The sequence below is a fragment of the Pseudomonas sp. FSL R10-2189 genome (assembly GCF_009600325.1).
GTDB classification, from domain to species: Bacteria; Pseudomonadota; Gammaproteobacteria; order Pseudomonadales; family Pseudomonadaceae; genus Aquipseudomonas; species Aquipseudomonas helleri.
Genome location: NZ_WIVZ01000022.1, coordinates 54146 through 80573, shown reverse-complemented (window position 1 = coordinate 80573; position 26428 = coordinate 54146). Strand labels below are relative to the sequence as shown.

27 protein-coding genes are annotated in these 26428 nt (G+C 59.1%); 17 read left to right on the top strand and 10 right to left on the bottom strand.

Annotation, left to right across the window (positions count from 1 at the left end; translation table 11 throughout):
- Positions 1–4: 4 nt before the first annotated feature.
- The 6 genes from metW (at position 5) to GHO32_RS16685 (ending at position 4248) form a co-directional block, all read left to right on the top strand.
- Positions 5–625: a methionine biosynthesis protein MetW gene (gene metW / locus GHO32_RS16710; RefSeq protein WP_048370967.1), complete on the top strand. Its 621-nt coding sequence runs from the start codon at positions 5–7 to the stop codon at positions 623–625.
- A gap of 25 nt (positions 626–650) precedes the next feature.
- Entirely contained in the window at positions 651–1073 is a 423-nt protein-coding gene (locus tag GHO32_RS16705) for a DUF4426 domain-containing protein (RefSeq protein WP_048370974.1), read from the top strand.
- The gene (rdgB, locus tag GHO32_RS16700) at positions 1070–1666 is read left to right on the top strand and encodes an RdgB/HAM1 family non-canonical purine NTP pyrophosphatase (protein ID WP_048370975.1); all 597 of its coding nucleotides are present in this window, start codon (positions 1070–1072) and stop codon (positions 1664–1666) included. Before GHO32_RS16705 ends, rdgB begins: the two co-directional genes overlap by 4 nt.
- Positions 1663–2877, top strand: coding sequence for a radical SAM family heme chaperone HemW (hemW, locus tag GHO32_RS16695; RefSeq protein WP_048370976.1), 1215 nt, complete (start codon positions 1663–1665; stop codon positions 2875–2877). Before rdgB ends, hemW begins: the two co-directional genes overlap by 4 nt.
- A 9-nt stretch (positions 2878–2886) precedes the next feature.
- On the top strand, positions 2887–3213 hold the full coding sequence (locus tag GHO32_RS16690; RefSeq protein ID WP_019409176.1) for a DUF3392 domain-containing protein: 327 nt from the start codon (positions 2887–2889) through the stop codon (positions 3211–3213).
- Between the two features lie 201 nt (positions 3214–3414).
- The gene (locus GHO32_RS16685) at positions 3415–4248 is read left to right on the top strand and encodes a DMT family transporter (RefSeq protein WP_153335310.1); all 834 of its coding nucleotides are present in this window, start codon (positions 3415–3417) and stop codon (positions 4246–4248) included.
- A 44-nt stretch (positions 4249–4292) separates the two neighbouring features.
- Here GHO32_RS16685 and trmB read toward each other — a convergent pair whose 3' ends face one another.
- The 4 genes from trmB to GHO32_RS16665 form a co-directional block, all read right to left on the bottom strand.
- Positions 4293–5015, bottom strand: coding sequence for a tRNA (guanosine(46)-N7)-methyltransferase TrmB (gene trmB, locus GHO32_RS16680; RefSeq protein WP_048370979.1), 723 nt, complete (start codon positions 5013–5015; stop codon positions 4293–4295).
- A gap of 9 nt (positions 5016–5024) precedes the next feature.
- Positions 5025–5819 (bottom strand): thiazole synthase, encoded by a 795-nt coding sequence (locus GHO32_RS16675; RefSeq protein WP_048370981.1) that lies wholly within the window; start codon positions 5817–5819, stop codon positions 5025–5027.
- Positions 5820–5876: 57 nt separating this feature from the next.
- Complete coding sequence (thiS, locus tag GHO32_RS16670) at positions 5877–6077, bottom strand: sulfur carrier protein ThiS (RefSeq protein WP_048371198.1); 201 nt, start codon at positions 6075–6077, stop codon at positions 5877–5879.
- An 80-nt stretch (positions 6078–6157) separates the two neighbouring features.
- The gene (locus GHO32_RS16665) at positions 6158–6529 is read right to left on the bottom strand and encodes a DUF423 domain-containing protein (RefSeq protein ID WP_153335311.1); all 372 of its coding nucleotides are present in this window, start codon (positions 6527–6529) and stop codon (positions 6158–6160) included.
- 44 nt (positions 6530–6573) lie between these two features.
- Between GHO32_RS16665 and mtgA the strand changes: the two genes are divergently transcribed.
- Positions 6574–7332 carry a monofunctional biosynthetic peptidoglycan transglycosylase gene (gene mtgA / locus GHO32_RS16660; protein ID WP_153335312.1) on the top strand — a complete coding sequence of 253 codons (759 nt, stop codon included), beginning with the start codon at positions 6574–6576 and terminating at the stop codon, positions 7330–7332.
- Positions 7333–7560: 228 nt separating this feature from the next.
- Here mtgA and rpoH read toward each other — a convergent pair whose 3' ends face one another.
- The 4 genes from rpoH to ftsY form a co-directional block, all read right to left on the bottom strand.
- The gene (rpoH, locus tag GHO32_RS16655) at positions 7561–8415 is read right to left on the bottom strand and encodes an RNA polymerase sigma factor RpoH (protein WP_048370987.1); all 855 of its coding nucleotides are present in this window, start codon (positions 8413–8415) and stop codon (positions 7561–7563) included.
- A gap of 112 nt (positions 8416–8527) precedes the next feature.
- Positions 8528–9553 (bottom strand): permease-like cell division protein FtsX, encoded by a 1026-nt coding sequence (ftsX, locus tag GHO32_RS16650; RefSeq protein ID WP_048370988.1) that lies wholly within the window; start codon positions 9551–9553, stop codon positions 8528–8530.
- Entirely contained in the window at positions 9550–10221 is a 672-nt protein-coding gene (gene ftsE, locus GHO32_RS16645) for a cell division ATP-binding protein FtsE (RefSeq protein WP_048370989.1), read from the bottom strand. Before ftsE ends, ftsX begins: the two co-directional genes overlap by 4 nt.
- The gene (gene ftsY, locus GHO32_RS16640; RefSeq protein WP_153335313.1) at positions 10218–11651 is read right to left on the bottom strand and encodes a signal recognition particle-docking protein FtsY; all 1434 of its coding nucleotides are present in this window, start codon (positions 11649–11651) and stop codon (positions 10218–10220) included. The genes ftsE and ftsY overlap by 4 nt, the downstream gene beginning before the upstream one ends.
- 356 nt (positions 11652–12007) lie before the next feature.
- Here ftsY and GHO32_RS16635 point away from each other — a divergent pair, with 356 nt between their 5' ends.
- From GHO32_RS16635 to GHO32_RS16590, 10 genes are all read left to right on the top strand, one after another.
- Positions 12008–13363 carry a pitrilysin family protein gene (locus GHO32_RS16635; protein WP_048370991.1) on the top strand — a complete coding sequence of 452 codons (1356 nt, stop codon included), beginning with the start codon at positions 12008–12010 and terminating at the stop codon, positions 13361–13363.
- On the top strand, positions 13356–14846 hold the full coding sequence (locus tag GHO32_RS16630) for a pitrilysin family protein (RefSeq protein ID WP_153335314.1): 1491 nt from the start codon (positions 13356–13358) through the stop codon (positions 14844–14846). Before GHO32_RS16635 ends, GHO32_RS16630 begins: the two co-directional genes overlap by 8 nt.
- A complete protein-coding gene (gene rsmD, locus GHO32_RS16625; protein WP_153335315.1) occupies positions 14846–15454 on the top strand; it encodes a 16S rRNA (guanine(966)-N(2))-methyltransferase RsmD in 609 nt (202 codons plus the stop codon). Before GHO32_RS16630 ends, rsmD begins: the two co-directional genes overlap by 1 nt.
- A gap of 180 nt (positions 15455–15634) precedes the next feature.
- On the top strand, positions 15635–16888 hold the full coding sequence (locus GHO32_RS16620) for a pitrilysin family protein (RefSeq protein ID WP_153335316.1): 1254 nt from the start codon (positions 15635–15637) through the stop codon (positions 16886–16888).
- A gap of 103 nt (positions 16889–16991) precedes the next feature.
- Positions 16992–18338: a pitrilysin family protein gene (locus GHO32_RS16615; protein ID WP_153335317.1), complete on the top strand. Its 1347-nt coding sequence runs from the start codon at positions 16992–16994 to the stop codon at positions 18336–18338.
- Positions 18331–19764, top strand: coding sequence for a pitrilysin family protein (locus GHO32_RS16610; protein WP_153335318.1), 1434 nt, complete (start codon positions 18331–18333; stop codon positions 19762–19764). Before GHO32_RS16615 ends, GHO32_RS16610 begins: the two co-directional genes overlap by 8 nt.
- Positions 19765–19846: 82 nt before the next feature.
- Entirely contained in the window at positions 19847–21202 is a 1356-nt protein-coding gene (locus GHO32_RS16605; protein WP_153335319.1) for a pitrilysin family protein, read from the top strand.
- Positions 21195–22739: a pitrilysin family protein gene (locus GHO32_RS16600; RefSeq protein ID WP_153335320.1), complete on the top strand. Its 1545-nt coding sequence runs from the start codon at positions 21195–21197 to the stop codon at positions 22737–22739. The genes GHO32_RS16605 and GHO32_RS16600 overlap by 8 nt, the downstream gene beginning before the upstream one ends.
- A 44-nt stretch (positions 22740–22783) precedes the next feature.
- On the top strand, positions 22784–23779 hold the full coding sequence (locus GHO32_RS16595) for a hydrolase (protein ID WP_153335332.1): 996 nt from the start codon (positions 22784–22786) through the stop codon (positions 23777–23779).
- Positions 23779–24624, top strand: a complete 846-nt coding sequence (locus tag GHO32_RS16590) for an AraC family transcriptional regulator (protein ID WP_153335321.1) — start codon at positions 23779–23781, stop codon at positions 24622–24624. Before GHO32_RS16595 ends, GHO32_RS16590 begins: the two co-directional genes overlap by 1 nt.
- Positions 24625–24853: 229 nt before the next feature.
- On the opposite strand, the gene GHO32_RS16585 is transcribed toward GHO32_RS16590, so the two are convergent.
- Positions 24854–25708: a sulfurtransferase gene (locus GHO32_RS16585; RefSeq protein WP_153335322.1), complete on the bottom strand. Its 855-nt coding sequence runs from the start codon at positions 25706–25708 to the stop codon at positions 24854–24856.
- A gap of 30 nt (positions 25709–25738) precedes the next feature.
- The gene (locus GHO32_RS16580) at positions 25739–26407 is read right to left on the bottom strand and encodes a TetR/AcrR family transcriptional regulator (protein WP_153335323.1); all 669 of its coding nucleotides are present in this window, start codon (positions 26405–26407) and stop codon (positions 25739–25741) included.
- Between the last annotated feature and the right edge of the window lie 21 nt (positions 26408–26428).

Here is a 26428-nt window from a genome sequence, read left to right as displayed (position 1 = left end):
CGCCATGAGAGCCGACCTGGAAATCATCCAAGACTGGATCCCCGCTGGCAGCCGCGTACTCGACCTCGGTTGTGGTGATGGCGAACTGCTGAGCTGGCTGCGCGACAACAAGCAAGTCACCGGCTACGGCCTGGAAAATGACCCGGACAACATTGCCGAGTGCGTGGCCAAAGGCATCAACGTGATCGAGCAAGACCTGGACAAAGGGCTGGGCAACTTTGCCAGCAACAGCTTTGACATCGTGGTCATGACCCAGGCGCTGCAAGCGGTGCACTACCCTGACCGGATCCTCGACGAGATGCTGCGCGTCGGGCGCCAGTGCATCATCACCTTCCCGAACTTCGGTCACTGGCGTTGCCGCTGGTATCTGGCCAGCAAAGGCCGCATGCCTGTTTCCGAGTTTCTGCCTTACACCTGGTACAACACGCCGAACATTCACTTCTGCACCTTCGAAGACTTTGAAGAGCTGTGCCGTGAACGAGAAGCCCGCGTGATCAACCGCCTTGCTGTAGATCAACAACACCGGCACGGATGGGCGAGTAAGTTATGGCCTAACCTGTTGGGTGAGATTGGCATTTACCGTGTCAGCAGTCCTGGCCTGCAGGATCACCAAATCGCGGTTTAAATCAGGGTTCACAAGGAGAAGGGCTATGGGACGGATTGGATTACTGCTGCTGTCGATGTGCTTCGCCGTTCAGGCGATGGCTGCGGGTGCCACCCAGGTGGGCGGCACCGTGGTGAACTACAACGCCTTCATGACCAACTTCCTGAGCCCCGAGATCACCGCCAGGTACGGCCTGCAACGCAGTGACCAATTGGGTGCGCTGAACTTCAACCTGTCCAAAGATGATCAAAAAATAGCCAGCACGATCAAGGGCACTTACCGCGAAACCGGCGATAAAAAAGCTAAACCGCTCACCTTCAAACAGGTGATCAATGACCAGGGGGCGATTGATTACTTTGCCCAGTTCCCGGTCCAGCCCGCTAAAGTCTATGTGTTCGCCATTGAGCTCAAGGTCAACGGCGAAACCAAAGACATCGAATTTTCCCAAGAGGTCGCTCCGCTCCAATGATTAACCTTACGCAACTGGTTTTGGCTAGCCACAACGCCGGCAAACTCAAAGAACTTCAGGCCATGCTCGGCGAGTCGGTGCAGTTGCGCTCGATTGGAGAATTCAGCAGCGTCGAGCCGGATGAAACCGGCTTGTCGTTCGTTGAAAACGCGATTCTTAAAGCGCGCAACGCGGCACGTATCTCGGGCTTGCCTGCACTGGCAGACGACTCGGGGCTGGCGGTGGATTTTCTCGGTGGTGCACCGGGCATCTACTCGGCCCGTTATGCCGACGGCAAAGGCGATGCGGCAAACAACGCCAAGCTGCTCGACGCCTTGAAAGACGTGCCAGAAGCCGAGCGGGGCGCGCAATTTGTGTGCGTGCTGGCATTAGTGCGTCACGCCGACGATCCGCTGCCGATTATCTGCGAAGGCTTGTGGCACGGCCGCATCCTGCACGCGGCCAGCGGCGAGCACGGCTTTGGTTACGATCCGTTGTTTTGGGTGCCGGAGCGCAACTGCTCCAGCGCTGAACTCAGCCCGGCCGAGAAAAACCAGTTGAGCCACCGCGCCCGCGCTATGGACTTGCTGCGTCAGCGTTTGGGCCTGAAATGACCCATGACACCCCTTCACAGCCGCTCTATCTGGGTGCGGCTGGCTTTACTCAGCAGGCGCCGCGCGCGCCGCTGACACAACTGCCACCCCTGTCGCTGTACATCCATATTCCGTGGTGCGTGCGCAAATGCCCGTACTGCGACTTCAACTCGCACACTGCAAGCCCGGTGCTGCCCGAAGAAGAATACGTCGACGCGCTGCTGGCCGACCTCGATCAAGACCTGCATGCGGTCTATGGCCGCGAGCTGAGCTCGATCTTTTTTGGCGGCGGCACGCCGAGCCTGTTCAGCGCCCAGGCGCTGGGCCGCTTGCTCAAGGGGGTCGAAGCGCGCATCCCGTTTGCCAGCGACATCGAAATAACCCTCGAAGCCAACCCCGGCACGTTTGAGCAAGAAAAGTTTGTGGCCTACCGCCAACTGGGGATCAATCGCCTGTCGATTGGCATCCAGAGTTTTCAGCAAGAAAAACTCCAGGCGCTGGGCCGTATCCACAACGGTGACGAAGCCGTGCGCGCCGCCGGGATGGCGCGTCAGGCGGGCTTTGATAACTTCAACCTCGACTTGATGCACGGTTTGCCCGATCAGAGCCTGGAAGACGCCCTGAGCGACTTGCGCCAGGCCATTGCCCTGAAACCGACACACTTGTCGTGGTATCAACTGACGCTGGAACCCAACACGGTGTTCTGGAACAAGCCGCCTGATTTGCCCGAAGACGACACCTTGTGGGACATCCAGGAAGCGGGCCAGGCGTTGCTCGCCGAACACGGCTACGCCCAGTACGAAGTGTCGGCCTACGCCCAGCCGGGTCGCCCGGCGCGGCACAACCTGAACTACTGGAGCTTTGGCGACTTTATCGGTATTGGCGCTGGCGCTCATGGGAAATTGAGCCATCCTGATGGCCGAATTGTCCGCACCTGGAAGACCCGTCTTCCAAAGGACTACCTCAATCCAGCCAAAAACTTTCAAGCCGGTGAGAAAACCCTGACAGCGGAAGAGCTACCTTTTGAGTTTCTAATGAACGCCTTGCGTCTTACCGACGGCGTCGACTCATCGCTCTACCCGCAGCGCACCGGTTTGCCTCTTGAGAGTTTGAATGAGGGACGGCAGGCGGCAGAACAAAGCGGCTTATTGCAGGTCGAACCGACACGCTTGGCGGCGACCGCCCGAGGGCAGTTGTTTCTCAACGACTTGTTACAGCACTTTCTGATCTAAGGAACGCGAATGGACTTGGTACTTGACCTGCTTGCCACCGTGTCACGCTGGAGCCGCAGCCACCTCTCCGAGATATCCCTGGCCCTGATTGGCTGCCTGCTGGTGCTGTTTGGTGCGGACTTTAAAGGGTGGGTCGAACAGCGTCTGGGCAGCATCGCCGGAGCCTTGCGCGTTCCCTTGATGGCCCTGCTGTGCCTGATCGGCAGCGGCGCCGCCCTGATCTACGCCACCCCATGGGTTGAGCGCGGCCTGAGCCAATTCAACAACTACAGCCTGGCGCCGGTGTTGTTGGTGGTACTGGTCTTGATCGGCGTAGTCGCAGATCGCCGCGGATAAACCCGCCCCCCCCTGTAGGAGCGAGCTTGCCTCGCGATCTTTTGATCTTTTAAAAGATCGCGAGACAAGCTCGCTCCTACAAGGAATTGTGGTTTTTTACGCCAACTTCTCGAACTTCAAATCCCACACGCCATGGCCAAAGTTAAAGAGCACTACTGAACAGACAAACTTCCGTAATTTACGCAGTCACGGGCTTTAGTTATGTCACTAACGGTATTTGAAATAGTCCTCGTAGCCGCCGTTCTACACGCGTCATGGAACGCCATTGTTAAAGCTGGCAAAAACACGGTATTAACCATGGTGCTGGTGACCGCTTCAGCGGCGCTATGGGCTGTTGTTTTACTGCCTGTTCTTCCTTCCCCAAGCCCAGAAAGCTGGCCCTATATTGCGCTGTCTGCAGCACTGCAAATCGTCTATTTTGCACTGGTCGCAAGGATCTATCGCATTGCAGACATGAGCCAAACTTATCCAATAATGCGCGGTGCGGCACCGCTTATTGTTGCTCTCGCCGGTACCCTTCTCCTCGACGAAGCCTTGTCCAGCTCTGCCTGGCTGGGTGTTTGTATTATCTGTTCGGGTATTTTAATAATGCTCTGGAGCGGGGGGCAAAAGAGCCGGGAAGGTTTAATACTCGCGCTATTAAACGCTTTGGTTATTAGCGGCTACACATTAGTCGATGGTATTGGCGTACGGTTATCCGCAGCATCAGCGTCTTATACGCTCTGGATATTTCTGATCACTGGCGTAGCCATTACCTGCTGGGCAACACTCACTCAATGGTCGCAGACGCGTCACTATCTGCGGCTCAATTGGCACTTGGGTGCTGTCGGAGGTCTTGGCACTCTGGTTTCTTATGGGCTGGCCTTATATGCAATGACTCAGGCCCCCGTAGCCGTCGTGGCCGCGCTGCGTGAAACATCAATTTTGTTCTCAGCCGTCATCTCATGGCTGATTCTGAAAGAACACATCACGATCGTGCGTTGTGTGTCCGTTTGCGTGATTGCAATCGGGGCAATCACGTTACGTCTGGCTTAGAAACCGGCCTCCAAGCAGGGGGAGACCGGCACTTTAATAAATCCTTACGCCAACTTCTCGAACTTCAAATCCCACACGCCATGACCAAGACGTTCGCCACGGCGTTCGAATTTGGTCACCGGGCGCTCGGCCGGGCGTGGGACGCACTGGCCGTCTTCGGCCAGGTTGCGGTAACCCGGCGCGACGTTCATCACTTCCAGCATGTATTCGGCATACGGTTCCCAGTCGGTCGCCATGTGCAGTACGCCACCCACTTTCAGCTTGGAACGCACCAGTTCGGCAAACGATGCCTGGACGATGCGGCGCTTGTGGTGACGGCTCTTGTGCCATGGATCCGGGAAGAACAGCAGCAGGCGGTCGAGGCTGTTGTCAGCCACGCAGCGGGTCAGGACTTCGATCGCGTCGCAGTCGTATACCCGCAGGTTGGTCAGGCCTTGGGTCAGCACGCCGTTGAGCAGCGCGCCCACACCCGGACGGTGAACCTCGACGCCGATGAAGTCTTGCTCAGGCGAGGCCGCCGCCATTTCCAGCAGGGAGTGACCCATGCCGAAGCCGATTTCCAGGGTGCGCGGTGCCGAGCGACCAAACACCTGGTCGTAATCGACCGGCGCATCGGCCAGCGGCAGGACGTACAGCGGCGCGCCTTGATCCAGGCCGCGTTGCTGGCCTTCGGTCATGCGCCCGGCACGCATCACAAAGCTCTTGATGCGGCGGTGCTGGCGGTCGTCGCCTTCTTCCAGGGTTGGGGTGTCGAGTGATTCAGTCATCAGTGGCTCTTACTTGATCAGACCATCCAGCGGCGAGGAGGCGCTGGCATAGAGTTTTTTCGGCATGCGCCCGGCCAGATATGCCAGACGGCCCGCCACAATGGCGTGCTTCATGGCTTCGGCCATGATGATTGGATGCTGGGCGTTGGCGATGGCTGAGTTCATCAGCACGGCTTCGCAGCCCATTTCCATGGCGATGGTGGCGTCGGAGGCAGTGCCTACGCCCGCGTCCACCAGCACCGGGATTTTCGCTTCTTCCAGAATGATCCGCAGGTTGTACGGGTTGCAGATGCCCAACCCCGTGCCGATCAGGCCCGCCAGCGGCATGACCGCGATGCAGCCCATGGCTTCGAGCTCGCGGGCGATGATCGGGTCATCACTGGTGTACACCATCACGTCGAAGCCGTCTTTGACCAGCACTTCGGCGGCCTTGAGGGTTTCGATCACGTTCGGGAACAGGGTTTTCTGGTCTGCCAGCACTTCGAGTTTGACCAGGTTGTGGCCGTCGAGCAGCTCACGGGCCAGTCGGCAGGTACGCACAGCTTCAACCGCGTCGTAGCAACCGGCGGTGTTCGGCAGGATGGTGTAGCGATCTGGCGGCAACACGTCGAGCAGGTTCGGCTCGCCGGGGTTTTGCCCGATGTTGGTGCGACGCACAGCGACGGTGACGATTTCTGCGCCCGAGGCTTCGATGGCCAGACGGGTTTCTTCCAGGTCACGGTATTTGCCGGTGCCTACCAGCAAACGCGACTGGTACGTACGGCCGGCCAACACGAAAGGCTTGTCGCTGCGAACATTGCTCATCGGGAATCCTCTTCTGATTGTGTGCACTGTGGACAGGGGTGAAGCGGGGCCAGCTGACTAGCCGCCACCGATGGCATGAACCACTTCGACCTGATCGCCTTCTTTGAGCACCGTTTCGCCGTGCTGGCTGCGCGGCACGATGTCCAGGTTAAGCTCGACGGCGACACGACGGCCTGTCAGTTCCTGGAGGGCCAACAAGCCAGCGACGGTCTCGCCGTCCGGCAGTTCAAAGGATTCACCGTTCAACTGAATGTGCATGCGCGACGCTGCCATCATTTTTAGGGGTCAGCATTCTAGCCCGATCAGTCAGGACGACCCAAGCCATTCGTCCTACAGACTTAACTAACGCGCCAGGCGGCCAGGCCCAGACATAACCAGCCCGCCAAAAAGCCGAGGCCGCCAATGGGGGTGATCATCCCCAGCTTGCTGATGCCGGTCATTGTCAGCACGTACAAACTGCCGGAGAACAGCACAATGCCCAGCGCAAAACAGATACCGGCCCAGGTCACCAGGCGGCTTTGCAGTTGCGTTGCCAGCAGCGCGACGCCGATCAAGGCCAGGGCGTGGACCAGTTGATAGGTCACACCGGTATGAAAAATAGCCAGGTATTGCTCACTCAGGCGGTCTTTCAGGCCATGGGCCGCGAATGCGCCGAGGGCAACGCCGGTAAAGCCAAAAAAGGCGGCCAACATCAGGAAAACACGCAACATGGTTCACTCCCTTCAGAGTCATCGAATAGCGCAGGGTCTGTATAATGGCCCGCTCAACGGGTTCGGCCAAGCCATCTATGCTGCGTAATCTTCTACATCGCGTCCTTAAAGCCCTGCTGTGGTTTGCAGCGGGCAGTGCGTTGCTGGTGCTGATTTTCCGCTGGGTACCGCCGCCGGGCACCGCGCTGATGGCCGAACGCAAGGTTGAGTCGTGGTTCGACGGTCAGCCCATTGACCTGCAACGCAGCTGGCGGCCCTGGGATGACATCTCCAACGAGCTGAAAGTCGCAGTGATTGCCGGCGAAGATCAGAAATTCGCCGAGCACTGGGGCTTTGACTTCAGCGCGATCAGGGCAGCGTTCGTGCATAACGAAAAGGGCGGCACCGTGCGCGGCGCCAGCACGCTGAGCCAGCAGGTGTCGAAAAACCTGTTTTTGTGGTCGGGCCGCAGTTGGCTGCGCAAAGGGCTCGAAGCCTGGTTTACCGGGCTGATTGAGCTGTTGTGGCCCAAGCAGCGGATCCTTGAGGTGTACCTCAACAGCGCTGAATGGGATGAAGGCGTGTTTGGCGCACAGGCCGCGGCGCAGCATTACTTTGGCGTCGACGCCAAAAACCTCTCGCGTCAGCAGGCCAGCCAACTGGCCGCCGTATTGCCTAACCCGCGCAACTGGAGTGCCAGCCACCCGACGCCCTACGTGGCCAGCCGCGCTGCCTGGATTCGCCAGCAAATGCGCCAATTGGGCGGCGACAATTACCTCACCACCTTGAACACCTCCCGCAGCGATAGGCCTTGGGCGGAGTAAACCAACTGGAACTGCCGCACCGTCTTCGACGCCGCGCTGTCGCGCAGCAAACAGGCTACCGACTATCTCTAGCATCCCCCAATCGGTTCCCTCTCCTTCGGGAGAGGTGTTGTGAGAGGCGTCTTAGATCAAGATCAAAAGATCGCGAGGCAAGCTCGCTCCTACAGGGTATTTGCCCCACAAACAAAAACGCCCCGATCAGATCGGGGCGTTTTTTTGACAGTCGCGTTAAGCGGCGATCGAGAGTTTGAGCTTGTTCATCGCGCTTTTTTCCAGCTGACGAATACGCTCTGCAGACACGTTGTACTTTTGCGCCAGGTCGTGCAGCGTGGCTTTCTCTTCAGCCAACCAGCGCTGATACAGAATGTCACGGCTACGGTCGTCCAACACTTCCAGCGCTTCGTGCAGGTTGGTGTTGGAGTTGTCGGTCCAGTCAGCATCTTCCAGTTGACGCGCCGGGTCGTACCGGTGGTCTTCCAGGTAGTTGGCTGGCGACTGGAATGCACTGTCGTCGTCAGCTTCTGCTGCCGGATCAAAAGCCATGTCCTGACCGGTCAGGCGGCTTTCCATTTCGCGCACTTCGCGAGGCTCTACGCCCAGGCTTTCAGCCACGCGATGGACTTCTTCGTTGTTCAGCCAGGCCAGACGTTTTTTCTGGCTGCGCAGGTTGAAGAACAGTTTGCGCTGGGCCTTGGTGGTCGCGACTTTCACGATCCGCCAGTTACGCAGAATAAACTCGTGGATCTCTGCCTTGATCCAGTGCACGGCGAACGACACCAGACGCACACCCATTTCGGGGTTGAAGCGTTTGACCGCCTTCATCAGGCCGACGTTACCTTCCTGGATCAGGTCTGCCTGAGCCAGGCCATAACCCGAGTAACTACGGGCAATGTGTACAACAAAACGCAGGTGGGCGAGCACCATCTGCCGAGCCGCCCCCAAATCCTGCTCATAGTAGAGACTCTCGGCCAGTTCACGCTCCTGCTCAGGTGTCAGCAGTGGAATGCTGTTCACCGTGTTGACATAGGCCTCCAGGTTCGCACCAGGGACCAACGCATACGCAGGTTGCAAAGAAGTGGTCATACGAATAAACCTCCGTCTCACATAACTCGTGCAGTTCAGCACTGCGAAAGTTGACCGGAAACTGTTAAAAAAGTTCCGAAAAAAGCTGAAAAGGTCAACATGTAAAAAGCATTTACTTAGGCGAAAGCTCACGTAAGTGACGTGCGACTGCAATCCATGCACCGATATACCCTAACAGCACCGCGCCAAGCAATAGCGACAGACCATCGGCTACCGGCACTCCGGCCAGCGCAAAATCGCTGCCATACAATCCCGCCAGCCCGACAACCGCGTCGTTGAGCCAGTTCAAACCGAATGCCAACACCCCCCAGGAAAGAATCCCGGCGCCAAACCCGTAAAGCGCGCCCATGTACAGAAACGGCCTACGCACGTAGCTGTCTGTACCACCGACCAGCTTGATCACTTCAATTTCGATCCGACGGTTCTCGATGTGCAGACGAATGGTGTTACCGATCACCAGCAGCAACGCCGAGACCAGCAAAACGGTCAAACCGAACACAAAACGGTCACCCAGCTTGAGGATCGCCGCCAAGCGTTCGACCCAGACTAGATCAAGTTGCGCCTGTTGCACTTTCGGCAACTCGGAAAGTCGTTCGCGCAAGGCCTCAAGGGTGGCTTTATCGACCTCATTGGGGGTCACCAGCACCACGCCCGGCAACGGGTTGTCCGGCAGCTCTTTGAGCGCTTCGCCCAAGCCAGACTGCTGCTGGAACTCGTCCAGGGCCTTTTCGCGGCTGATGAATTCAGCGTCCGCGACCCCCGGCATACCTTTTATCTGATTGCTTAATTGCTCGCCCTGCGAGTTGCTGGCGTCCATCTGCAGGTACAACGAAATTTGCGCAGCGCGCTGCCATGAACCGCCCAGGCGCTCGACGTTGTTCAGCAACAGCGACAAGCCCATCGGCAAGCTCAGGGCAACGGCCATCACCAAGCAGGTAAAAAAGCTGCCAATCGGCTGCTTGCCCAAGCGGCGCAAGCTGTCCAGCAGACTGGCGCGGTGCGACTCTACCCAGGCGTGGAACAACATCCCAAAACTGGGGCCATCGTCTTCGTCGTGTTTTTTCTTTTTCGGCGGCTGTGGATCGGCCGCCTTGGGTGCCACGCGTTCGGACACCTTGGAACTGCGAGTGGCACTCATTGCCCGGCCTCCCCGTCGCCAATCAATCGGCCACGCTGCAAGGTCAGCATGCGGTGGCGCATACGCGCGATCAGTGCCAGGTCGTGGCTGGCAATCAGTACGCTGGTGCCCAAACGGTTGATGTCTTCAAATACGCCCATAATTTCCGCCGCCAAACGCGGGTCGAGGTTGCCGGTAGGTTCATCTGCCAGCAGCAAGGCTGGACGATGGACGATGGCTCGGGCAATGCCGACGCGTTGTTGCTGGCCGGTGGACAAGTCGCCAGGGTACAGCTCGGCCTTGTCCGACAGCGACACGCGGTCCAGTGCGGAGTCGACGCGCTTGGCGATTTCCGGCTTGGACAAGCCCAGAATCTGCAACGGCAGCGCGACGTTGTTGAACACCGTGCGATCAAACAACAGTTGGTGGTTCTGGAAGACCACGCCGATCTGGCGACGCAAAAAAGGAATCTGCGCGTTGCTGATCTGGCTCAGGTCCTGGCCCGCCAGCAGCAATTTGCCGCTGGTAGGGCGCTCCATCGCCAGCAACAGCCGCAACAGCGTGCTTTTGCCCGCGCCGGAGTGGCCGGTGACAAACAGAAACTCGCCGCGCCGGACCCGGAAGCTCAGCTCGTGCAGGCCCACGTGTCCATTTGGATAGCGTTTACCGACCTGCTCGAAACGAATCATGGACGCTCCCGCTCCGCAAACAGAGCCTGAACAAAAGGTTCGGACTCAAAGGTACGCAAATCATCGATGCCTTCACCGACGCCGATAAAGCGGATCGGGATATTGAACTGCTTGGCCAGGGCGAAGATCACCCCGCCTTTGGCCGTGCCGTCGAGCTTGGTCAGCGCCAGGCCGGTCAAGGCCACGGTCTGGTTAAACTGCTTGGCCTGGTTGATAGCGTTTTGCCCGGTACCGGCGTCGAGCACCAGCAGCACTTCGTGCGGCGCTTCTTCGTCGAGCTTGCCGATCACCCGGCGGACTTTTTTCAGCTCTTCCATCAGGTTGTCTTTGGTGTGCAGACGACCGGCGGTGTCGGCGATCAACACATCGATGCCACGCGCCTTGGCGGCTTGCACCGCGTCAAAGATCACCGAGGCCGAGTCGGCGCCCGTGTGCTGGGCTATGACCGGGATGTGGTTACGCTCGCCCCAGACCTGCAACTGCTCGACCGCTGCGGCACGGAAGGTATCACCGGCCGCCAGCATGACTTTTTTGCCTTCCAGTTGCAGTTTTTTCGCCAGCTTGCCGATGGTGGTGGTTTTACCCGCACCGTTGACGCCGACCACCAAAATTACAAACGGCTTGTTGCGGGCTTCGATTTTCAGCGGCTGCTCAACCGGTTTGAGCATGGCGGCCAGCTCGTCCTGCAACGACTTGTACAGCGCGTCGGCGTCGGTCAGTTGCTTGCGCGCGACCTTCTGCGTCAGGTTTTTGATGATCACCGAGGTCGCTTCAACGCCCACGTCGGCCGTCAGCAAGCGGGTTTCGATTTCGTCCAGCAGGTCGTCATCAATGACTTTTTTGCCGAGGAACAGGCTGGCCATGCCTTCGCCAATGCTGGCGCTGGTTTTGGACAAACCTTGTTTGAGGCGGGCAAAGAAACCGACTTTGGCTTCTGCCACAGGAGCAGGTGCAGGCGACTCGACCACAGGCGCAGGGGCAGCCACCACGACAACCGGAGCGGCAACAGGAGCTGGAGCTGGAGCTGGAGCAACCGGCTCAGGCTCAGGCTCAGGCTCAGGCAGGGTTTCAACCACCTCAAGCACCGGCTCAACGACTTCAACCACCGCAACCACAGGCTCTGGCTCTGGAATCGGCGGCACGATGTGCGGCGCTTCCACGTCTTCGACCAGGGCAACCGGCTCCTCAGGCACCGGCAACGGCGGCCATGGCTCAGGGTTGGCCGCTTCAACCACAGGGGCAGCGACCACTTCTGGCACGGGCTCGACCACCACCGGCGTGGCTTCGATCAACGGCTCGGGGGTGACTTCAGGCGCAGGCGCTGGCTGTTCAACGACGGTTTCCTGCGGTTTTCTGCGCAGCCATCCGAACAGGCCTTTCTTCTCGCCAGCCGCAGCTGGGTTCTTCTTGTCGTCGTTGGAACCAAACATGGAGGACGGCTATCTCATCGTAGCGAAGCGCCACTGTGGCGCCCCGGCAAATAATATTCGGTGTGAAAAAGACTGTTATTTTGTCAGCTCGTTCGCACACAGCTTATTCAAGGTGTAAAGAAACACCTCTATAACTTCGTCTTATCTCGGAAATGGAACGGGAAATACGGCAAAAAAAGGAAATTTACCGGGATACATCCACACTTCCAAGTCGGCTCCTATACTGCCCGATCACAGGTTGTCTGATCGTGGTGGGCTTGATAGGCGTGGCCGCCAGTAAAACGGATCAGTATCCTAGCACCTCCTCCCCCGCAGACGCTAAGGCCAAGCGGGCAGCCCAACAGGTTTAAAAACGAATGAATCATCTCGCCCGCTGCGCTGCTGGCCTGTTGCTCAGCACCGTTTTGCTCCCGCTATCGGCCTTTGCTGCCGATGCGCAACCCACCCATGAGTTCCGTCTGGACAATGGCCTGAAGGTCATCGTGCGCGAAGATCACCGCGCACCCGTGGTGGTATCGCAGGTCTGGTACAAAGTCGGTTCCAGTTACGAGACGCCCGGCAAAACCGGCCTGTCCCACGCCCTTGAGCACATGATGTTCAAAGGCAGCAATAAAGTTGGCCCCGGTGAAGCCTCGTTGATCCTGCGCGACCTCGGCGCCCAGGAAAACGCCTTCACCAGCGATGACTACACCGCGTATTACCAGGTGTTGGCCCGCGACCGCCTGGGCGTTGCCTTTGAGCTCGAAGCCGACCGCATGGCCAGCCTTCGTTTGCCGCCTGAAGAGTTCAAGCGCGAAATCGAGGTGATCAAAGAAGAACGTCGCCTGCGCACCGACGACCAGCCGATGAGCAAGGCGTACGAAATTTTCAGCGCCATGGCTTATCCGTCCAGCGGCTACCACACGCCTACCATCGGCTGGATGGTTGACCTGGAGCGCATGAACGTTGCAGAACTGCGCGCCTGGTACGAAGAGTGGTACGCCCCCAACAACGCCACCCTGGTGGTGGTCGGCGACGTGACCCCGGATGAAGTCAAAGCCCTGGCCCAGCGCTACTTTGGCCCGGTGCCAAAGCGTGACATCCCGATTGCCAAAGTGCCGCTTGAACTGGCCACGCCCGGCGAGCGCCTGCTCAAGATCAACGTGCAGACTCAGTTGCCAAGCTTGATGATGGCTTTCAACGTGCCAAGTATCGCAACCGCCAAAGACCCGCTCAGCGCCAACGCGCTGCGCCTGATCGCGGCGCTGCTGGACGGCGGCTACAGCGCGCGCATGTCCTCGCAACTTGAGCGCAAAGAGGAGTTGGTGTCGGGCGCCTCGTCCAACTACAACGCCTTCACCCGTGGCGACAGCCTGTTCCTGATTACAGCCATGCCCAACAGCCAGAAAAAAGTCACCCTGGCCCAGACCGAAGCCGGTGTGTGGCGCCTGCTGGACGACCTGAAAAAGACCCCGCCGTCAGCCGAAGAACTGGAGCGTGTGCGCGCTCAAGTGATTGCCAACCTGGTGTACGAGCGCGACTCCATTACCTATCAGGCCACCTCGATTGGCCAACTGGAAACCGTTGGCCTGTCGTGGAAGCTGATGGACAGCGAGCTGGCTGACCTGCAAAAAGTCACCCCGGCCGATATTCAGCAGGCCGCACGCACCTACTTCACTCGCGACCGTCTGAGCGTTGCGCACGTACTGCCCGAGGAGAAAACCCATGAGTGAGCGTAAAGGTCCTCGCTTCGCCTTGCTGGCCCTGACCACGGCGGTTCTGGTGGGTGCACTCGGCTACTCCTTCATCAGCCCGAGCGAGTCGATTGCCAGCCCGACCCTGGATTCGGCCAAAACCGAGCGCAAGCTTGAGTCTCTGGCAGAACTCGACGGCAAGGCGCCGACCAACCGCAAGCTGGACATCCAGACCTGGCAAACCGCCGAAGGCTCCAAAGTGCTGTTCGTCGAAGCCCGGGAACTGCCGATGTTCGACCTGAGCCTGACCTTCGCGGCGGGCAGCAGCCAGGATGGCAACACGCCAGGCATCGCCGTGCTGACCAACGCCATGCTTAACGAAGGTGTGGCCGGCAAAGACGTCAGCGCCATTGCTCAAGGCTTTGAAGGCCTCGGCGCAGCGTTTGGCAATGGCGCCTACCGCGACATGGCCATCACCTCGTTGCGCAGCTTGAGCGATAAAGACAAACGCACCCCGGCGCTCAATCTGTTTGCTGAAGTGGTGGGTAAACCCACGTTCCCGGCCGACTCGCTGGCGCGAATCAAAAACCAGCTGCTGGCCGGTTTTGAAGTCCAGAAGCAAAACCCCGGCAAACTGGCCAGCAATGAGCTGTTCAGCCGCCTGTACGGCAACCACCCGTACGCCCACCCGACAGATGGCTCTGCGCAAAGCATCTCGGCCATTACCCTCGATCAGATCAAGGCCTTCCACAACAAGACCTACACCGCAGGTAACGCGGTGATTGCGATTGTGGGCGACCTGTCCCGTGCCGAGGCCGAGGCCATGGCGTCGCAAGTGTCAGCAGCCCTGCCAAAAGGCCCGGCCGTGGCCAAGATCGCAGAGCCTGTTGAGCCTAAAGCAGGCGTCAACCACATCGAGTTCCCGTCCAAGCAGACTCACTTGCTGCTGGCCCAACTGGGCGTTGGCCGCGATGACCCTGACTACCCTGCGCTGCTGCTGGGCAACAAGGTGCTGGGTGGTGGTGGCTTCGGGACGCGCCTGATGACCGAAGTGCGTGAAAAACGCGGCCTGACCTACGGCGTGTACTCCAACTTCAGCCCGATGGAGGCCCGCGGCCCGTTCCAGATCAATCTGCAAACCCGTGCCGAATTGAGCGAGGGCACGCTCAAACTGGTTGAAGACATCTTGGCTGATTACCTGAAAAACGGCCCGACACAAAAAGAACTCGACGATGCCAAGCGTGAGTTTGCCGGCAGCTTCCCGCTGTCGACCGCCAGCAACGCCGCCATCGTCGGCCAACTGGGCGCGATAGGCTTCTATGACCTGCCGTTGGACTACCTGGAAAAACTCCGCGAGCAGTCCCAGAATCTGACCACCGAGCAAGTCAAGAACGCCATGAGCAAGCACTTGAGCGCCGACAAAATGGTCGTAGTGACCGCCGGCCCAACCGTGCCGCAAAAACCACTGCCACCTCCTACCGACAAACCTTCAGAGCAACCTCTTGGGGTTCCGGAGCATTAATGGCAAAGCCAAAAAACACATCGCACTCAGGTGCAGGTCAATTACGCATCATTGCCGGGGAATGGCGCAGTCGCAAACTCGACTTCCCCCATGTTGAAGGTCTGCGCCCAACGCCAGACCGTGTTCGTGAAACGCTGTTTAACTGGCTCGCGCCTGATATCCAGGGCGCCAGGGTACTGGACGTGTTCGCCGGCAGCGGCGCACTGTTTCTGGAAGCCCTGTCACGCGGTGCGGCCAAGGGCCTTGCCCTTGACAGCAACCGCGAGGCCATCTCCAACATCCGCGAAAACATGGGCATCTTGCGTTGCACCAACGGCGAGGTGCAGCAAACCGACGCACTGCGTTACCTGGACGCCACCCCGAGTGACACCTTTGACGTGGTGTTCCTCGACCCGCCGTTCAACAAAGAACTGCTCAAGCCTGCCTGCGACCTGCTGGAGCAGCGCGGCTGGCTGACAGATGACGCCTGGATCTACACCGAAAGCGAGCTGCGCCCGTCCGAGTTGGGCTTGCCCGGGAACTGGCGCCTGCACCGCGAGCAAAAAGCCGGCGGCGTGAACTACGCCCTGTGGCAGCGCGATGCGGGTCAGGCACCGGCAGCGCAGTAACAACCGCTGATCTGTGCAATCGTTGCCGCGTATTACGGCAACGATTGCACACACCCTTGCTCTATCTATGTACCGCACCCCGCGCTCTGCGCCATCGCATTCTGTCCGTTCTCACTGATCATTCGCCCCGTGTGCCTCCGCACATCGGCTGGCGTGTTCAAAAACAACGGAATGTGAAACATGACCATTACTGCTGAAAAACCCACTCACGCCTACACACTGGATAACGGCCTGCAGGTGATCTTGCGCCAGGACCACCGTACGCCAGGCATCTGCGCCTCGCTGTTCCACAAGGCGGGCACCGACCATGAACACGCAAACCAGCGCGGGCTGGCGTACCTGGCCGGTGGCGCGACCTTCAAGGACAAAAACCTTGAGCGAACAATCGGTGCCGTGGCCAACGGCTGGATCGATTACCACCTCAGTGCCTACAGCCTCGAAGCACCCAGTGCCGAGCTTGCCACCGTGCTGCAATTGCTCGCCGCCCGAATGGAGCCTCAAACACTCTCCCAAGAGCGCCTAGATAAAGGCATCAAGCACACCCAGAAGCTCGAAGAAGGCGAACCGTACTTCAGTTCAGATTACTGGATTACCCCGTCATTCGAGGAGCTGATTTTCCCCCAGGCACGCACCGTGTACAAATTCGGTAATGTCGACGACCTTGCACGCATCACGGTGGCCGACGTGCTGAGTTGGCATGAAGAAGGCTACGCGCCGAACAACTCGATTCTGGTCATTGCAGGCGATATACCGCTCGATGACGTCCAGCCGCTGATCCAGCACCTGTTTGCCGATCTCACACCTTTCGAAGGTTTTGCCACGGCAGAGCAGCCCGCACATTCGTTTACAGGCGAGGAACGCAGGCTGGTTCAGCGTCTTGATACGCCACTGCCACGGCTGCAAATGGCCTTTAACACGCCAAGCCTCGCAACCCCGGGCGCCATCGGCGATATCCGCGCCCTGCAAGTCATCAGCGCCCTGCTGACCAAAGGCCCGCAGGCATGGCTGCCACTGCGTTTGTCTGAAGACAAGCACACGCTGTCCAGCGTGATCAGCCGTCTTCCGGCCTATCGCCGCAACGATGACCTCTTCCTGCTGGCGGCTACCCTGGGCGTGGACACCTCGCTGTCGGTGCAACAGGTAGAGCTGGAAATCAAACAACTGCTGGAATCACTCAAAACCCATGCTCTGGATGCCGAGACCTTGAAGTACGGTCAACAGCAGGCCCTTGAAAGCCTGGAAGAACAAGACACCCTCGAAATACAAGCCTCGATCCTGGGCAACCTGGCCGCCATCGACCTGCCATGGACGCTGATCGACAGCGAAGCCGGGCAGATCCACAACGTCACAGCAGATGACATCCAGCGCGTGGCCAACACGTACTTCAGCCCCGAGCGCCTGAGCGTCGCACACAGCCTGCCGCGAGACGTCTGATACCCGATTAACCCAGGCGCGCTACGTATATACCGCCTTGCAGTACCCGCCTTGATCCAACCTGTTCTGACTTTATTCACAGAACACTCAAGGATCCTTGCGGATGAAATCCCCTCTTTTGTTTCGCTGGCTAATCACCTTGTGGTTGCCAGCGACCGCCTGCGCCCACGCGGCACCGGCTACCCATACGTTTACCCTCGACAACGGCCTTAAGGTCATTGTTCGCGAGGACCACCGCGCTCCCGTGGTGGCCTCGCAGCTTTGGTACAGAGTCGGCGCCAGTTATGAGCAGGAAGGACAAACCGGCTTGTCCCACGCCTTGGAACATATGGTGTTCAAAGGCAGCAGCAAGCTGCCCCAAGGCGAAGCCTTAGCCGTACTTGAATCGTTGGGCGTCAGCGCCAACGCCACCACGCGGTCCGATGCAACGGTCTACACACAGTTGCAGGCCACCAGCCGGCTTGCGGTGTCACTCGAAATTCTTGCAGACCAAATGGCCAGTGCACGCTGGAGCAACGCCCAGTTGAGCACTGAACGGCTGGTCATCCAGAAAGAGCGTCGCACCACGATCGACAGCAACCTGTGGAGTTTGCTCAATGAGCGGATCAAAACCATTGGTCATGTGGCAAGTACCTACAAAAACCCTGTGCTGGGCTGGATGCATGACATCAACCGGCTGAACAACCAACCACTCACGCAGTGGTATCAAGACTGGTATGTGCCCAACAATGCCGTGCTGGTCATCGCGGGGGATATGACGCTGGATCAGGCCAAAACGCTGGTCACGCAACAGTTCGGCGCAGTCGCTGCGCGCCCCTTGCCCACGGTCAAGCACCCGACTGAACTGACCCATCTGGGCCGGCGCGGGCTGCACCTTCGCTTGCCCAGCCCCAATGCAAAGCTGGTAATGGCCTTCAATGTGCCCAGTTTGAACACCGCACAAGACCCGCAAACTGCCTTTGGCCTGCTGTTGCTCAACGAGCTGCTGGCCAGTAGCGACAGCTCACTCATCAAAGCCAGCCTGATGCATCAACAAGGCCTGCTGGCCGGGACGTACTCCCATTACGACCTGCTGAACCGGGGCGATGGCCTGCTCAGGATCTGGGCCGAAATCAGTCCGTCACGCACCGAGTCACCGGAGGCCGTTGAAGCCTTGATCTGGGCGCAGCTCAAAGCGCTCAAAGCCGCCCCGCTCAGCGCGCAAACGCTGGAGCGCGCCAAACGCAGGATCATCACCAAACGCCTGTACGCCCACGATCAGATCGAGAAGCAAGCCAGCGAAATAGGTGAGTTGGAAAGCATCGGGCTGCCTTGGTCGACCCTCGATGCACAAGAACAGGCCCTGCAAACACTGACGCCTGCCGACATCCAGCAACTGGCCACGACCTACCTCACCGAAAACCGCTTCAGTGCCGCTTACATGCCAAGGCCAGAGAAAAAAAATGACTAATGCCTTCACCTCGACACGCCACCCTTGGATGCCATTGGCGTTCATCACCATCCTGTTGCTGAGCCTTTGCCTGAGCGTTCCAGCACGGGCAACAGAAGGCCCAGCAACAGCCTTGCAGACCTTAAAAAACCTGGATGACAGCCAAATTGCCGCTCGCCCGCTGAGCATTCGCGCCTTTGCGACCCATGAAGGCACCCGCGTGCTTTTTATTGAGACCCACGCACTGCCCATCGTTGATATCAGCGTGCGTTTTTCAGCGGGCAGCAGCCGCGACGACGCTTCGCCTGGGCTGGCAAACCTGACCTTGAAGCTCTTGAACCAGGGCGTTGAAGGCATGGACGCCAAGGCCATCGCCGAAACATTTGATCAACTGGGCGCACAACTGACGGCTTCGGTAGACAAGGACGAAGCACGGTTAACCTTGCGCACACTGAGTGACGGCGAGACGCGCAAGGCGGCGATTGACCTGTTCACGCGGCTGATCACACAGCCCGCTTTTGCCCCGGACGCCGTCGAGCGGGCCAAAGCGTCGGCGCTCAATGCCATCGGGCTGGTGCAGCAAAACCCGACAGCGCGCCTGCAACAGACGCTGCATGCGCAGGTGTATGGCAATCACCCTTATGCCCGCCCCGTCGAAGGTAACGCCCAGAGCCTGGCCTTGATAGACGCCGGGAAAGTCCGGGGCTTTCATCAAAAAGCCTATACCGCTGCCAACGCATTGCTGGTCATCGTGGGGGACATTTCAAATGATGATGTAACAGAACTCAGCATCGCACTTGGCCAAGCGCTGCCTCAAGGCCCGGCGCTGGCGCCTCTTGCGTTGTCCATGGACCTGACATTGCCTCCCGACCATATACACCTCGAAGCCCCGTCTCCCCAGGCATTCATCATGCTGGCGCAACCGGGTGTACCGGCGAATCACCCGGATTACGTGGCGCTGCAAGTGGCCAGCCTGATATTCGGCGGCTCAAGCAGCAATCGACTGATCAATGAGCTGCGTCACACGCGCGGGCTGACCTACGCTACCTCGGCTTTTATGCCGCTCTGGCAAGCGGGCGGGCCCTGGACCATCAGCCTGCAAACCGCCCCCGATCAGCAGGAGGCCACCCTGGCGCTGGTCAAGGAGTTGTTTGCCCAATGGCTGCGCGACGGCCCCACCGAACAGGAACTGGTCGCCGTCAAACGACGTCTGGCAGGCAACCTGCCGCTGACCAGCGCCAGCAATGCGCAAATGGTTCAACAGTTGTTGATTATGGGGGCCCACGACCTACCGCGTAATTTCGACGCGCTGGTCATCCAAGCCCAAAAGCTGTCGCGACAAGACATCAAAGACGCCATCAATCGTTATTCCAGAGCCGATAAATGGAAGGTCGCAAGCCTGGGCCCAACGGTCGAACAACGCCCCTTGCCTCCCGTACAGCCCTGAGCGTGTTGCGTACTTATGTAACGCACCTGCCATCCGGGTTTACCGCAATCTGTCCTGACGAACCCTCGTCAGGACACCCACCATGAAAAGACTTATCGCCGGGCTGCTGCTCGGCGTCATGCTCCAGCCCCTGCTGGCATCGGCCAGCAGCCCACCGCCCATTCATGAGTTCACACTCGATAACGGGCTCAAAGTCATTGTTTACGAAGACCACAACGCCAGCCTGGTGCTGACCCACTTGTGGTATCGCATCGGCTCGAATCAGGAAGAGCCGGGCCAAACCGGCGTGTCCCATGCCGTGGAGCACATGCTGTTCAATGGCAGCAGCAAGCTCTGCACAGGCGAGTCAGGCCATATTTTGCAAAACCTAGGCGGCAGCCAAAATGCCATGACCCTGAATGACGCCACGCTGTTTTTCCACACCGTGCCCCCGCACGCGCTGGGTGTCAGCTTTGAAATGCTGGCGGACCAAATGAACACGGCTCACCTGTCTGCGACGGTTTGGAGCGGCGAACGTGAAATCATCAAAAATGAGCGCAGCGAAGCCTCTGATCTTCATCCCATCAAGCGCGCCATCGAAGTCCCCCGGCGGCTGGCCCTGCCGGCCAGCGCCGCAGGCAACCCGGTCATTGGCTGGCGGCATGACCTGGACCGACTGCAAACCGAAGAGGTAAAGCGCTGGTATCAACGTTGGTTTGCCCCCAACAACGCGGTGCTGGTGATCGTCGGCGACATCCCCCCTCAGCAGGTCAAACAACTGGCCGAGCGGTATTTCGGCCCTATTGCCCGCCGGGCGCTGCCCTACAGCTCAACCCCCATCGACCTGGCGATACCCGGCGAGCGCAGCATCACGCACTACATCCCCCAGCAGATACCCGTGCTGTACATGGCCTTCAATGTGCCGAGCCTCGCCACTCAAACAGACCCGCGAACAGCACCGGCACTGGAGCTGATTTCCGAAATGCTGGGCGGCGCAAACAGCTCGCTGTTCGAGTCGTTATTGGTGCGTAAGGAGGGCCTGGCAGACACCGCCACCGTTCATTACCAGGCGGTCAGCCTCGGCGATGAATTGTTCAACATCAGCGCGCTGCCCGACCTCGGAACAGCCGCTTCGTTTGAAACGCTCAAGGCACTCCAGACGCGAATTCTGGCCATTATCGACTCGTTGAAAACCGCCCCGCCAAGCCTTGAAGACCTCGAACGCGCACGCACTCAAATCACGGCACGGCGCGTGTTCGAGCAGGATGAGCCGGAAAACCGCGCCCTGCAGATTGGCATGCTGGAAATGGCCGGGCTGTCCTGGCGCACCGAACAGACGCGGCTCGATGCCTTGAACGCCATTACCCCGCAAGACATTCAACGCACAGCGCAGACCTATCTGGTCGCTGACCGGTTAACCACCGGCTACGCGCTGCCGGAGGAGTTACCTCATGAATAATGCCCACCGCATCGCACGCGGCACCCTCGTCTGCCTGTTCGCACTGTCGGGCATTTTTTTGGCGGCGGGCTGTTACGTGCGTGCATCAGAAACCCCCGGCCCCACCTTGGCGTTGCAATCGCTGCGCGAACTCACAGAACCCGCAGGCGTGCCCCACGCGCCCAGCATCCAGTCATGGACACTCAAGCAAGGCAGCCGCGTGCTGTTTGTGGAAAATCATCATTTGCCCATGGTCGACCTGAAAATCAGCTTTGCCGCGGGCAGTTATTACGATGGCGAAACACCGGGCCTGGCGGCCATGACCCAGGTCCTGTTCAGCGTCGATTCGGCGCGCAAAACCGCCGACGAGATCGCCCGCGGGTTTAACCGTTACGGCGCGCAGATAACCCACGGCATCAATGCCGAGCAAAGCTACCTGACCCTCAGAAGCCTGAGCGCACCCGAGGTGCTTGCCCCAGTGCTGAGCCTGTTTACCGAAACCCTGACCCAACGCTCTTTCAGCGAGCAGAACTTGTCTCGAATAAGGCGATCCTTGCAGGCAGACCTCACGCTTGAGGACATCCTCGGGCAGGCACGAGCGCTGTCCAGCATTCGCGCAGAGCTGTACCCCGGTCAGCCGTTATCGCGCTCAGTCAACGGCACCCACGACAGCCTTCAACGCATACAAGCTGCGCAGGTTCGCAGTTTTTTTCAGCGGGCCTATACCGCAGCCAACGCGCAAATGGTGATCGTCGGCGACCTCACGCCCGAGCAGGCCAAATTACTCAGCCAAACCTTGGCCGACGCGCTGCCGCAAGGGCCGGCGCTGCCCGCGCCGCAAAGGTTTGTCACTCAGGCCAACGCTGGCAGAACCCTGCACATTGAAGACAGCACGAGCCAGACCTTGCTGGTCATGGCACACAATGTTGTGCCCAATCAGCACCCGGACGCACTGGCCCTGCAGGTAGCCAATGTGATGTTCAATGGCATTTTAAATAGTCAATTACGTGAGAAACACAGCGTCACTTACTGGGTGGACTCCGATATCGAACATGCCAAAGGCACAGCAACTTGGGTCACCCAGTTCAACACGCCGCCCTACTACAGCCAGCAAGCCATGGCTCACGCAAAAACGCTGTTTGCGCAATTTCTCACGGATGGCCCCACAGAAGATCAGTTGAACAGCATCAAGAAATACCTGCGTCAGGCGCTGCCGCAACTGATCGCGACCAACAGGAACCTGCTGAATGAACTGGAGGACATCAACCGTTTCGATCACACCCTGGACTTCACTCACAAAATAACCGAGATCCAAAAAATGACCGCCGGCCAGATAAAAGCCGCCATGAACCGGCACATGAACGCCGATGCCTGGGTCACCCTCACCCTCGGCCCCAGCGTTGCCCAGCAAGCCCTGCCCGAGGTCAGCATGAGTGAGAACAACGGACAGCCGCTGTGCAATTCGACCAATTGGATGAGCACCGCACAACACACACTGCTTGGGCCGCGGGCCGCGTTGTGGCAACTTAAGCACTTTCCGATACCTGTCACCGACTGAGAACTTAAGTGCGCGCCCTCGCTTCCCCTGCGTTACCCGTGGAACTGTTCACACCAGCTTCTGGCCTCGGCAACCCTCATTTGCAAACGCTGTGGGGGCCGCTGTGGCGCACCAAACCTGTTGTTGAACATCAACGCGAGCGCCTGTGGCTCGAAGATGGCGACTTTCTCGACCTGGACTGGCACGGCACGCCGTCAGCCCATGAACCGCTGGTGCTGGTGCTGCATGGCCTGACCGGCTCCTCGGCTTCGCACTACATTGCAGGCCAGCAGAGCGCCTTGGCAAAACAGGGCTGGGCCAGCGTGGCCCTGAATTGGCGCGGGTGCTCGGGGGAGCCCAACCTGCTGCCACGCAGCTACCACTCCGGCGCCAGTGAAGACCTGGCCGCAACCGTTGCGCATTTGCGGGCGCGCTACCCGCTGGCGCCGATCTATGCCGTGGGTTACTCACTGGGCGGCAACGTGCTGCTTAAATACCTGGGCGAATCGGGCAGCGCCAGCGGCCTGCAAGGTGGCGTCGCGGTTTCGGTACCGTTTCGCCTCGACCAGTGCGCCGACCGCATCGGCATGGGCTTCTCCAAGGTGTACCAGGCGCACTTCATGCGTGAAATGGTGGCCTACGTCAAAATCAAACAGCGCCAGTTTCAACAGGACGCCAAGCACGAAGCGCTGGCCGCACTGGCCAAGCTGGGCACCCTCAAATCGCTGAGCAAACTGCGCACCTTTTGGGAGTTCGACGACCGGGTCACCGCGCCGCTCAACGGTTATCAGAGCGTCGACGACTATTACCGCCGCGCCTCCAGCCGCTACTTCCTGGGCGCGATTGAAACGCCCACGCTGATTATCCAGTCCGAGGATGATCCGTTTGTGTTCAAACACAGCATCCCCGAAGCCAGCGAACTGTCCGCCTGCACCGAACTTGAGCTGCACACCAAGGGCGGCCATGTGGGTTTCGTTGAGGGGTCGCCGAGAACGCCCAGGTACTACCTGGAACGACGCATTCCACAGTGGTTGGCCAGCCTCAAGCCTGAGTCTGCGTAATGAATGTGGAGCAAGGTGAGTCCATCCACTTTTGGCAAACGGCGCCGTTGAACGGCGTCGAATTGCTCACCGCGCGCTACATCGAACACCGCTTTGTGCCCCATGTGCATGATGGTTTTGTGATTGGCATGATCATGGACGGCGCCCAGCGTTATCGCTATCGCGGTGCAGAGCACCTGGCTAGCACCGGCACACTGGTGTTGATCAACCCGGACGAAGTGCATAACGGCCACAAAGGCCATGATGCCGGTTGGCGCTACCGTGCGTTCTACCCGGACAACGAACAGATCCAAAGCCTGCTGGAAGAATTGAACCTGCCCGGCACCCACCTGCCCACCTTCAACGACACCCTGCTGCACGACCCGGAGCTGTTCCATGGGTTGCAGCAACTGCATCATTTGCTGGAAGGCCCGGAGTCGGCGCTGCATCAGCAAACGCTCTGGCGGCAAATGATGCTTGCCCTGCTCAACCGCCATGCCCGCCTGCCGATGCCCGGCAAGCCGGGCGTGGAACACCGGGCGGTGCGCCAGGCCAAAGAGCTGCTGCAATCGCGGCTGGCCGAACCGCCCTCGCTGGAAGAACTGGCGGCAGCGGTTAACTTGTCGCCGTTCCACTTTGCCCGCGTGTTCCAGCGCGCCACCGGCATGCCGCCCCACACCTGGCTGATGCAACAACGCATCGCCCATGCCCGCGGCTTGTTGCAACAAGGCTGCTTACCGCTGCAAGTCGCTACACAACTGGGTTTTGCCGACCAAAGCCATTTGAGCCGCCAGTTCAAAAAAGTCTATGGCGTCGGTCCGGCGGCCTACCGTGCGGCCAGTGCCCAGCACGCACAAAGCCTGTAGACGGTGGTGTTGCGGCCCGCATCGCTACATCAAAACCGTGTAGGACCGAGCTTGCCCGCGAGCTTTTAAAGATCAAAAGATCGCGAGCAAGCTCGCTCCTACGGAGTGTTGGCTGCACGTTTGGCGGCGGTCTACGGCCCGCATCGCTGCATCAAAACCGTGTAGGAGCGAGCTTGTCTCGCGAGCTTTTAAAGATCAAAAGATCGCGAGGCAAGCTCGCTCCTACGGGTCAATCCCCGGTTGCGATACCTCGCGCCGGGTCGTTGATCCATTCGCTCCATGAGCCCGCGTACAACTTGCCCAGCGGGTAGCCCGCCAGTCCCAGTGCAAACAGGTTGTGACACGCCGTCACGCCCGAGCCGCAATACGCCACCAGTTCATCCGGCGAGCGGCCCGCCAGTTGTTCGGTAAATCGCTGTTTAAGTTGCTCGGCAGGCAAGAAGCGCCCGCTGCTGTCGAGGTTTTCATTAAACGCCGCACATTGCGCACCAGGGATATGCCCGGCAATCGGGTCAATCGGCTCAACCTCACCGCGAAAACGTGGCTTGGCGCGGGCGTCGATCAAGGTCAACCCCGGCTGGCCCAAGCGCGCTTGCAATTGCTCAGCGCTCAACACCAAGTGGCTATCCGGCTGACCATCAAAGGTGCCAGGCACAACATGGGGCTCGTCCGTGGTCAGTTTAAAACCCGCCGCATGCCAGGCCTTCAACCCGCCATCGAGAATAAACACGCCATCGCGCTTGCCCAGCCACGCCAGCAACCACCACGCACGGGCCGCAAACGCACCGGGGCCGTCGTCATACAGCACCACATCGCTGTCCTGATTGATGCCCCACGCCCGCAGTTGCTCAAGCAAGACCGACGGTTCTGGCAACGGATGGCGCCCCGTGACGCCTTTGATCACCGGGCCACTGAGGTGGCGCTCAAGGTCGGCATATTGCGCACCGGCAATATGGCCTTCGACATAGCTGCTGTGCCCGTAGTCCGGGTCTTCCAGGGCAAAACGGCAATCCAGAATGACCAGGCCGGGGTGCGCCTGACGTTCGTTCAGGGCTTGAGGGCTGATCAGTTGCGCAACGGGCATGGCGAACTCCTGAGGGGGATGGGAACAGCGCTACTGTACGACCAATGTCTTTTGCAATGGAACGTAATATTCCTTGAGCAGTTCATCAACCGCAGCACGGTACGGCGGCGTTACATAGCCCGATTCCAGTATCAGCAGTTGGTAGATTCCGCGGGTCAGCGCCTCTTCGGACAGGTGGGTGGCGTTCTCACGCGTGGTGCACAAAAAACCCACCCAGGACGTCAGGATGATCCAGGCATTGAGCGTCAGCGATTCGATTTGCTGGGGCGTCATGTCGAGAATGCCCGCCTGCACAAACCCCGAATAAATGGCTTGCCCCTGAGCCAAGCATTGCGTGGAAAAGCACCGGTAACGCACGGCCAGTTCAGAGTCGCTGAGCAGCAGGTGTTCAATGTCACGGTACAAAAAGCGGTAACGCCACATGGCATTGAGCAGGTGCTTCAAGTAGTCGCGTTTGTCGCTGACGTCAGGCAAACGACCCTCGGGCGGGCGCAGAAAGTCCAGCACCAGCACCTCGTACTCGCTAAACAGCACCGAGATGATCGCCTGCTTGTTGGGGAAGTGGTAATACAAATTACCCGGCGAAATCTCCATGTGAGCCGCAATGTGGTTGGTACTGACATTGCGTTCACCCAGTTGGTTAAACAACTCCAGACTGTTATTGATGATGCGCTGGCTGGTTTTTAATCGTGCGGCCATGGATTGGTCTTCGATGAATAT

Coding starts and splice junctions, on each gene's coding strand:
- metW (WP_048370967.1), top strand. CDS start 5: ATGAGAGCCGACCTGGAAATCATCCAAGACTGGATCCCCGCTGGCAGC.
- GHO32_RS16705 (WP_048370974.1), top strand. CDS start 651: ATGGGACGGATTGGATTACTGCTGCTGTCGATGTGCTTCGCCGTTCAG.
- rdgB (WP_048370975.1), top strand. CDS start 1,070: ATGATTAACCTTACGCAACTGGTTTTGGCTAGCCACAACGCCGGCAAA.
- hemW (WP_048370976.1), top strand. CDS start 1,663: ATGACCCATGACACCCCTTCACAGCCGCTCTATCTGGGTGCGGCTGGC.
- GHO32_RS16690 (WP_019409176.1), top strand. CDS start 2,887: ATGGACTTGGTACTTGACCTGCTTGCCACCGTGTCACGCTGGAGCCGC.
- GHO32_RS16685 (WP_153335310.1), top strand. CDS start 3,415: ATGTCACTAACGGTATTTGAAATAGTCCTCGTAGCCGCCGTTCTACAC.
- trmB (WP_048370979.1), bottom strand. CDS start 5,015: ATGACTGAATCACTCGACACCCCAACCCTGGAAGAAGGCGACGACCGC.
- GHO32_RS16675 (WP_048370981.1), bottom strand. CDS start 5,819: ATGAGCAATGTTCGCAGCGACAAGCCTTTCGTGTTGGCCGGCCGTACG.
- thiS (WP_048371198.1), bottom strand. CDS start 6,077: ATGCACATTCAGTTGAACGGTGAATCCTTTGAACTGCCGGACGGCGAG.
- GHO32_RS16665 (WP_153335311.1), bottom strand. CDS start 6,529: ATGTTGCGTGTTTTCCTGATGTTGGCCGCCTTTTTTGGCTTTACCGGC.
- mtgA (WP_153335312.1), top strand. CDS start 6,574: ATGGCCCGCTCAACGGGTTCGGCCAAGCCATCTATGCTGCGTAATCTT.
- rpoH (WP_048370987.1), bottom strand. CDS start 8,415: ATGACCACTTCTTTGCAACCTGCGTATGCGTTGGTCCCTGGTGCGAAC.
- ftsX (WP_048370988.1), bottom strand. CDS start 9,553: ATGAGTGCCACTCGCAGTTCCAAGGTGTCCGAACGCGTGGCACCCAAG.
- ftsE (WP_048370989.1), bottom strand. CDS start 10,221: ATGATTCGTTTCGAGCAGGTCGGTAAACGCTATCCAAATGGACACGTG.
- ftsY (WP_153335313.1), bottom strand. CDS start 11,651: ATGTTTGGTTCCAACGACGACAAGAAGAACCCAGCTGCGGCTGGCGAG.
- GHO32_RS16635 (WP_048370991.1), top strand. CDS start 12,008: ATGAATCATCTCGCCCGCTGCGCTGCTGGCCTGTTGCTCAGCACCGTT.
- GHO32_RS16630 (WP_153335314.1), top strand. CDS start 13,356: ATGAGTGAGCGTAAAGGTCCTCGCTTCGCCTTGCTGGCCCTGACCACG.
- rsmD (WP_153335315.1), top strand. CDS start 14,846: ATGGCAAAGCCAAAAAACACATCGCACTCAGGTGCAGGTCAATTACGC.
- GHO32_RS16620 (WP_153335316.1), top strand. CDS start 15,635: ATGACCATTACTGCTGAAAAACCCACTCACGCCTACACACTGGATAAC.
- GHO32_RS16615 (WP_153335317.1), top strand. CDS start 16,992: ATGAAATCCCCTCTTTTGTTTCGCTGGCTAATCACCTTGTGGTTGCCA.
- GHO32_RS16610 (WP_153335318.1), top strand. CDS start 18,331: ATGACTAATGCCTTCACCTCGACACGCCACCCTTGGATGCCATTGGCG.
- GHO32_RS16605 (WP_153335319.1), top strand. CDS start 19,847: ATGAAAAGACTTATCGCCGGGCTGCTGCTCGGCGTCATGCTCCAGCCC.
- GHO32_RS16600 (WP_153335320.1), top strand. CDS start 21,195: ATGAATAATGCCCACCGCATCGCACGCGGCACCCTCGTCTGCCTGTTC.
- GHO32_RS16590 (WP_153335321.1), top strand. CDS start 23,779: ATGAATGTGGAGCAAGGTGAGTCCATCCACTTTTGGCAAACGGCGCCG.
- GHO32_RS16585 (WP_153335322.1), bottom strand. CDS start 25,708: ATGCCCGTTGCGCAACTGATCAGCCCTCAAGCCCTGAACGAACGTCAG.
- GHO32_RS16580 (WP_153335323.1), bottom strand. CDS start 26,407: ATGGCCGCACGATTAAAAACCAGCCAGCGCATCATCAATAACAGTCTG.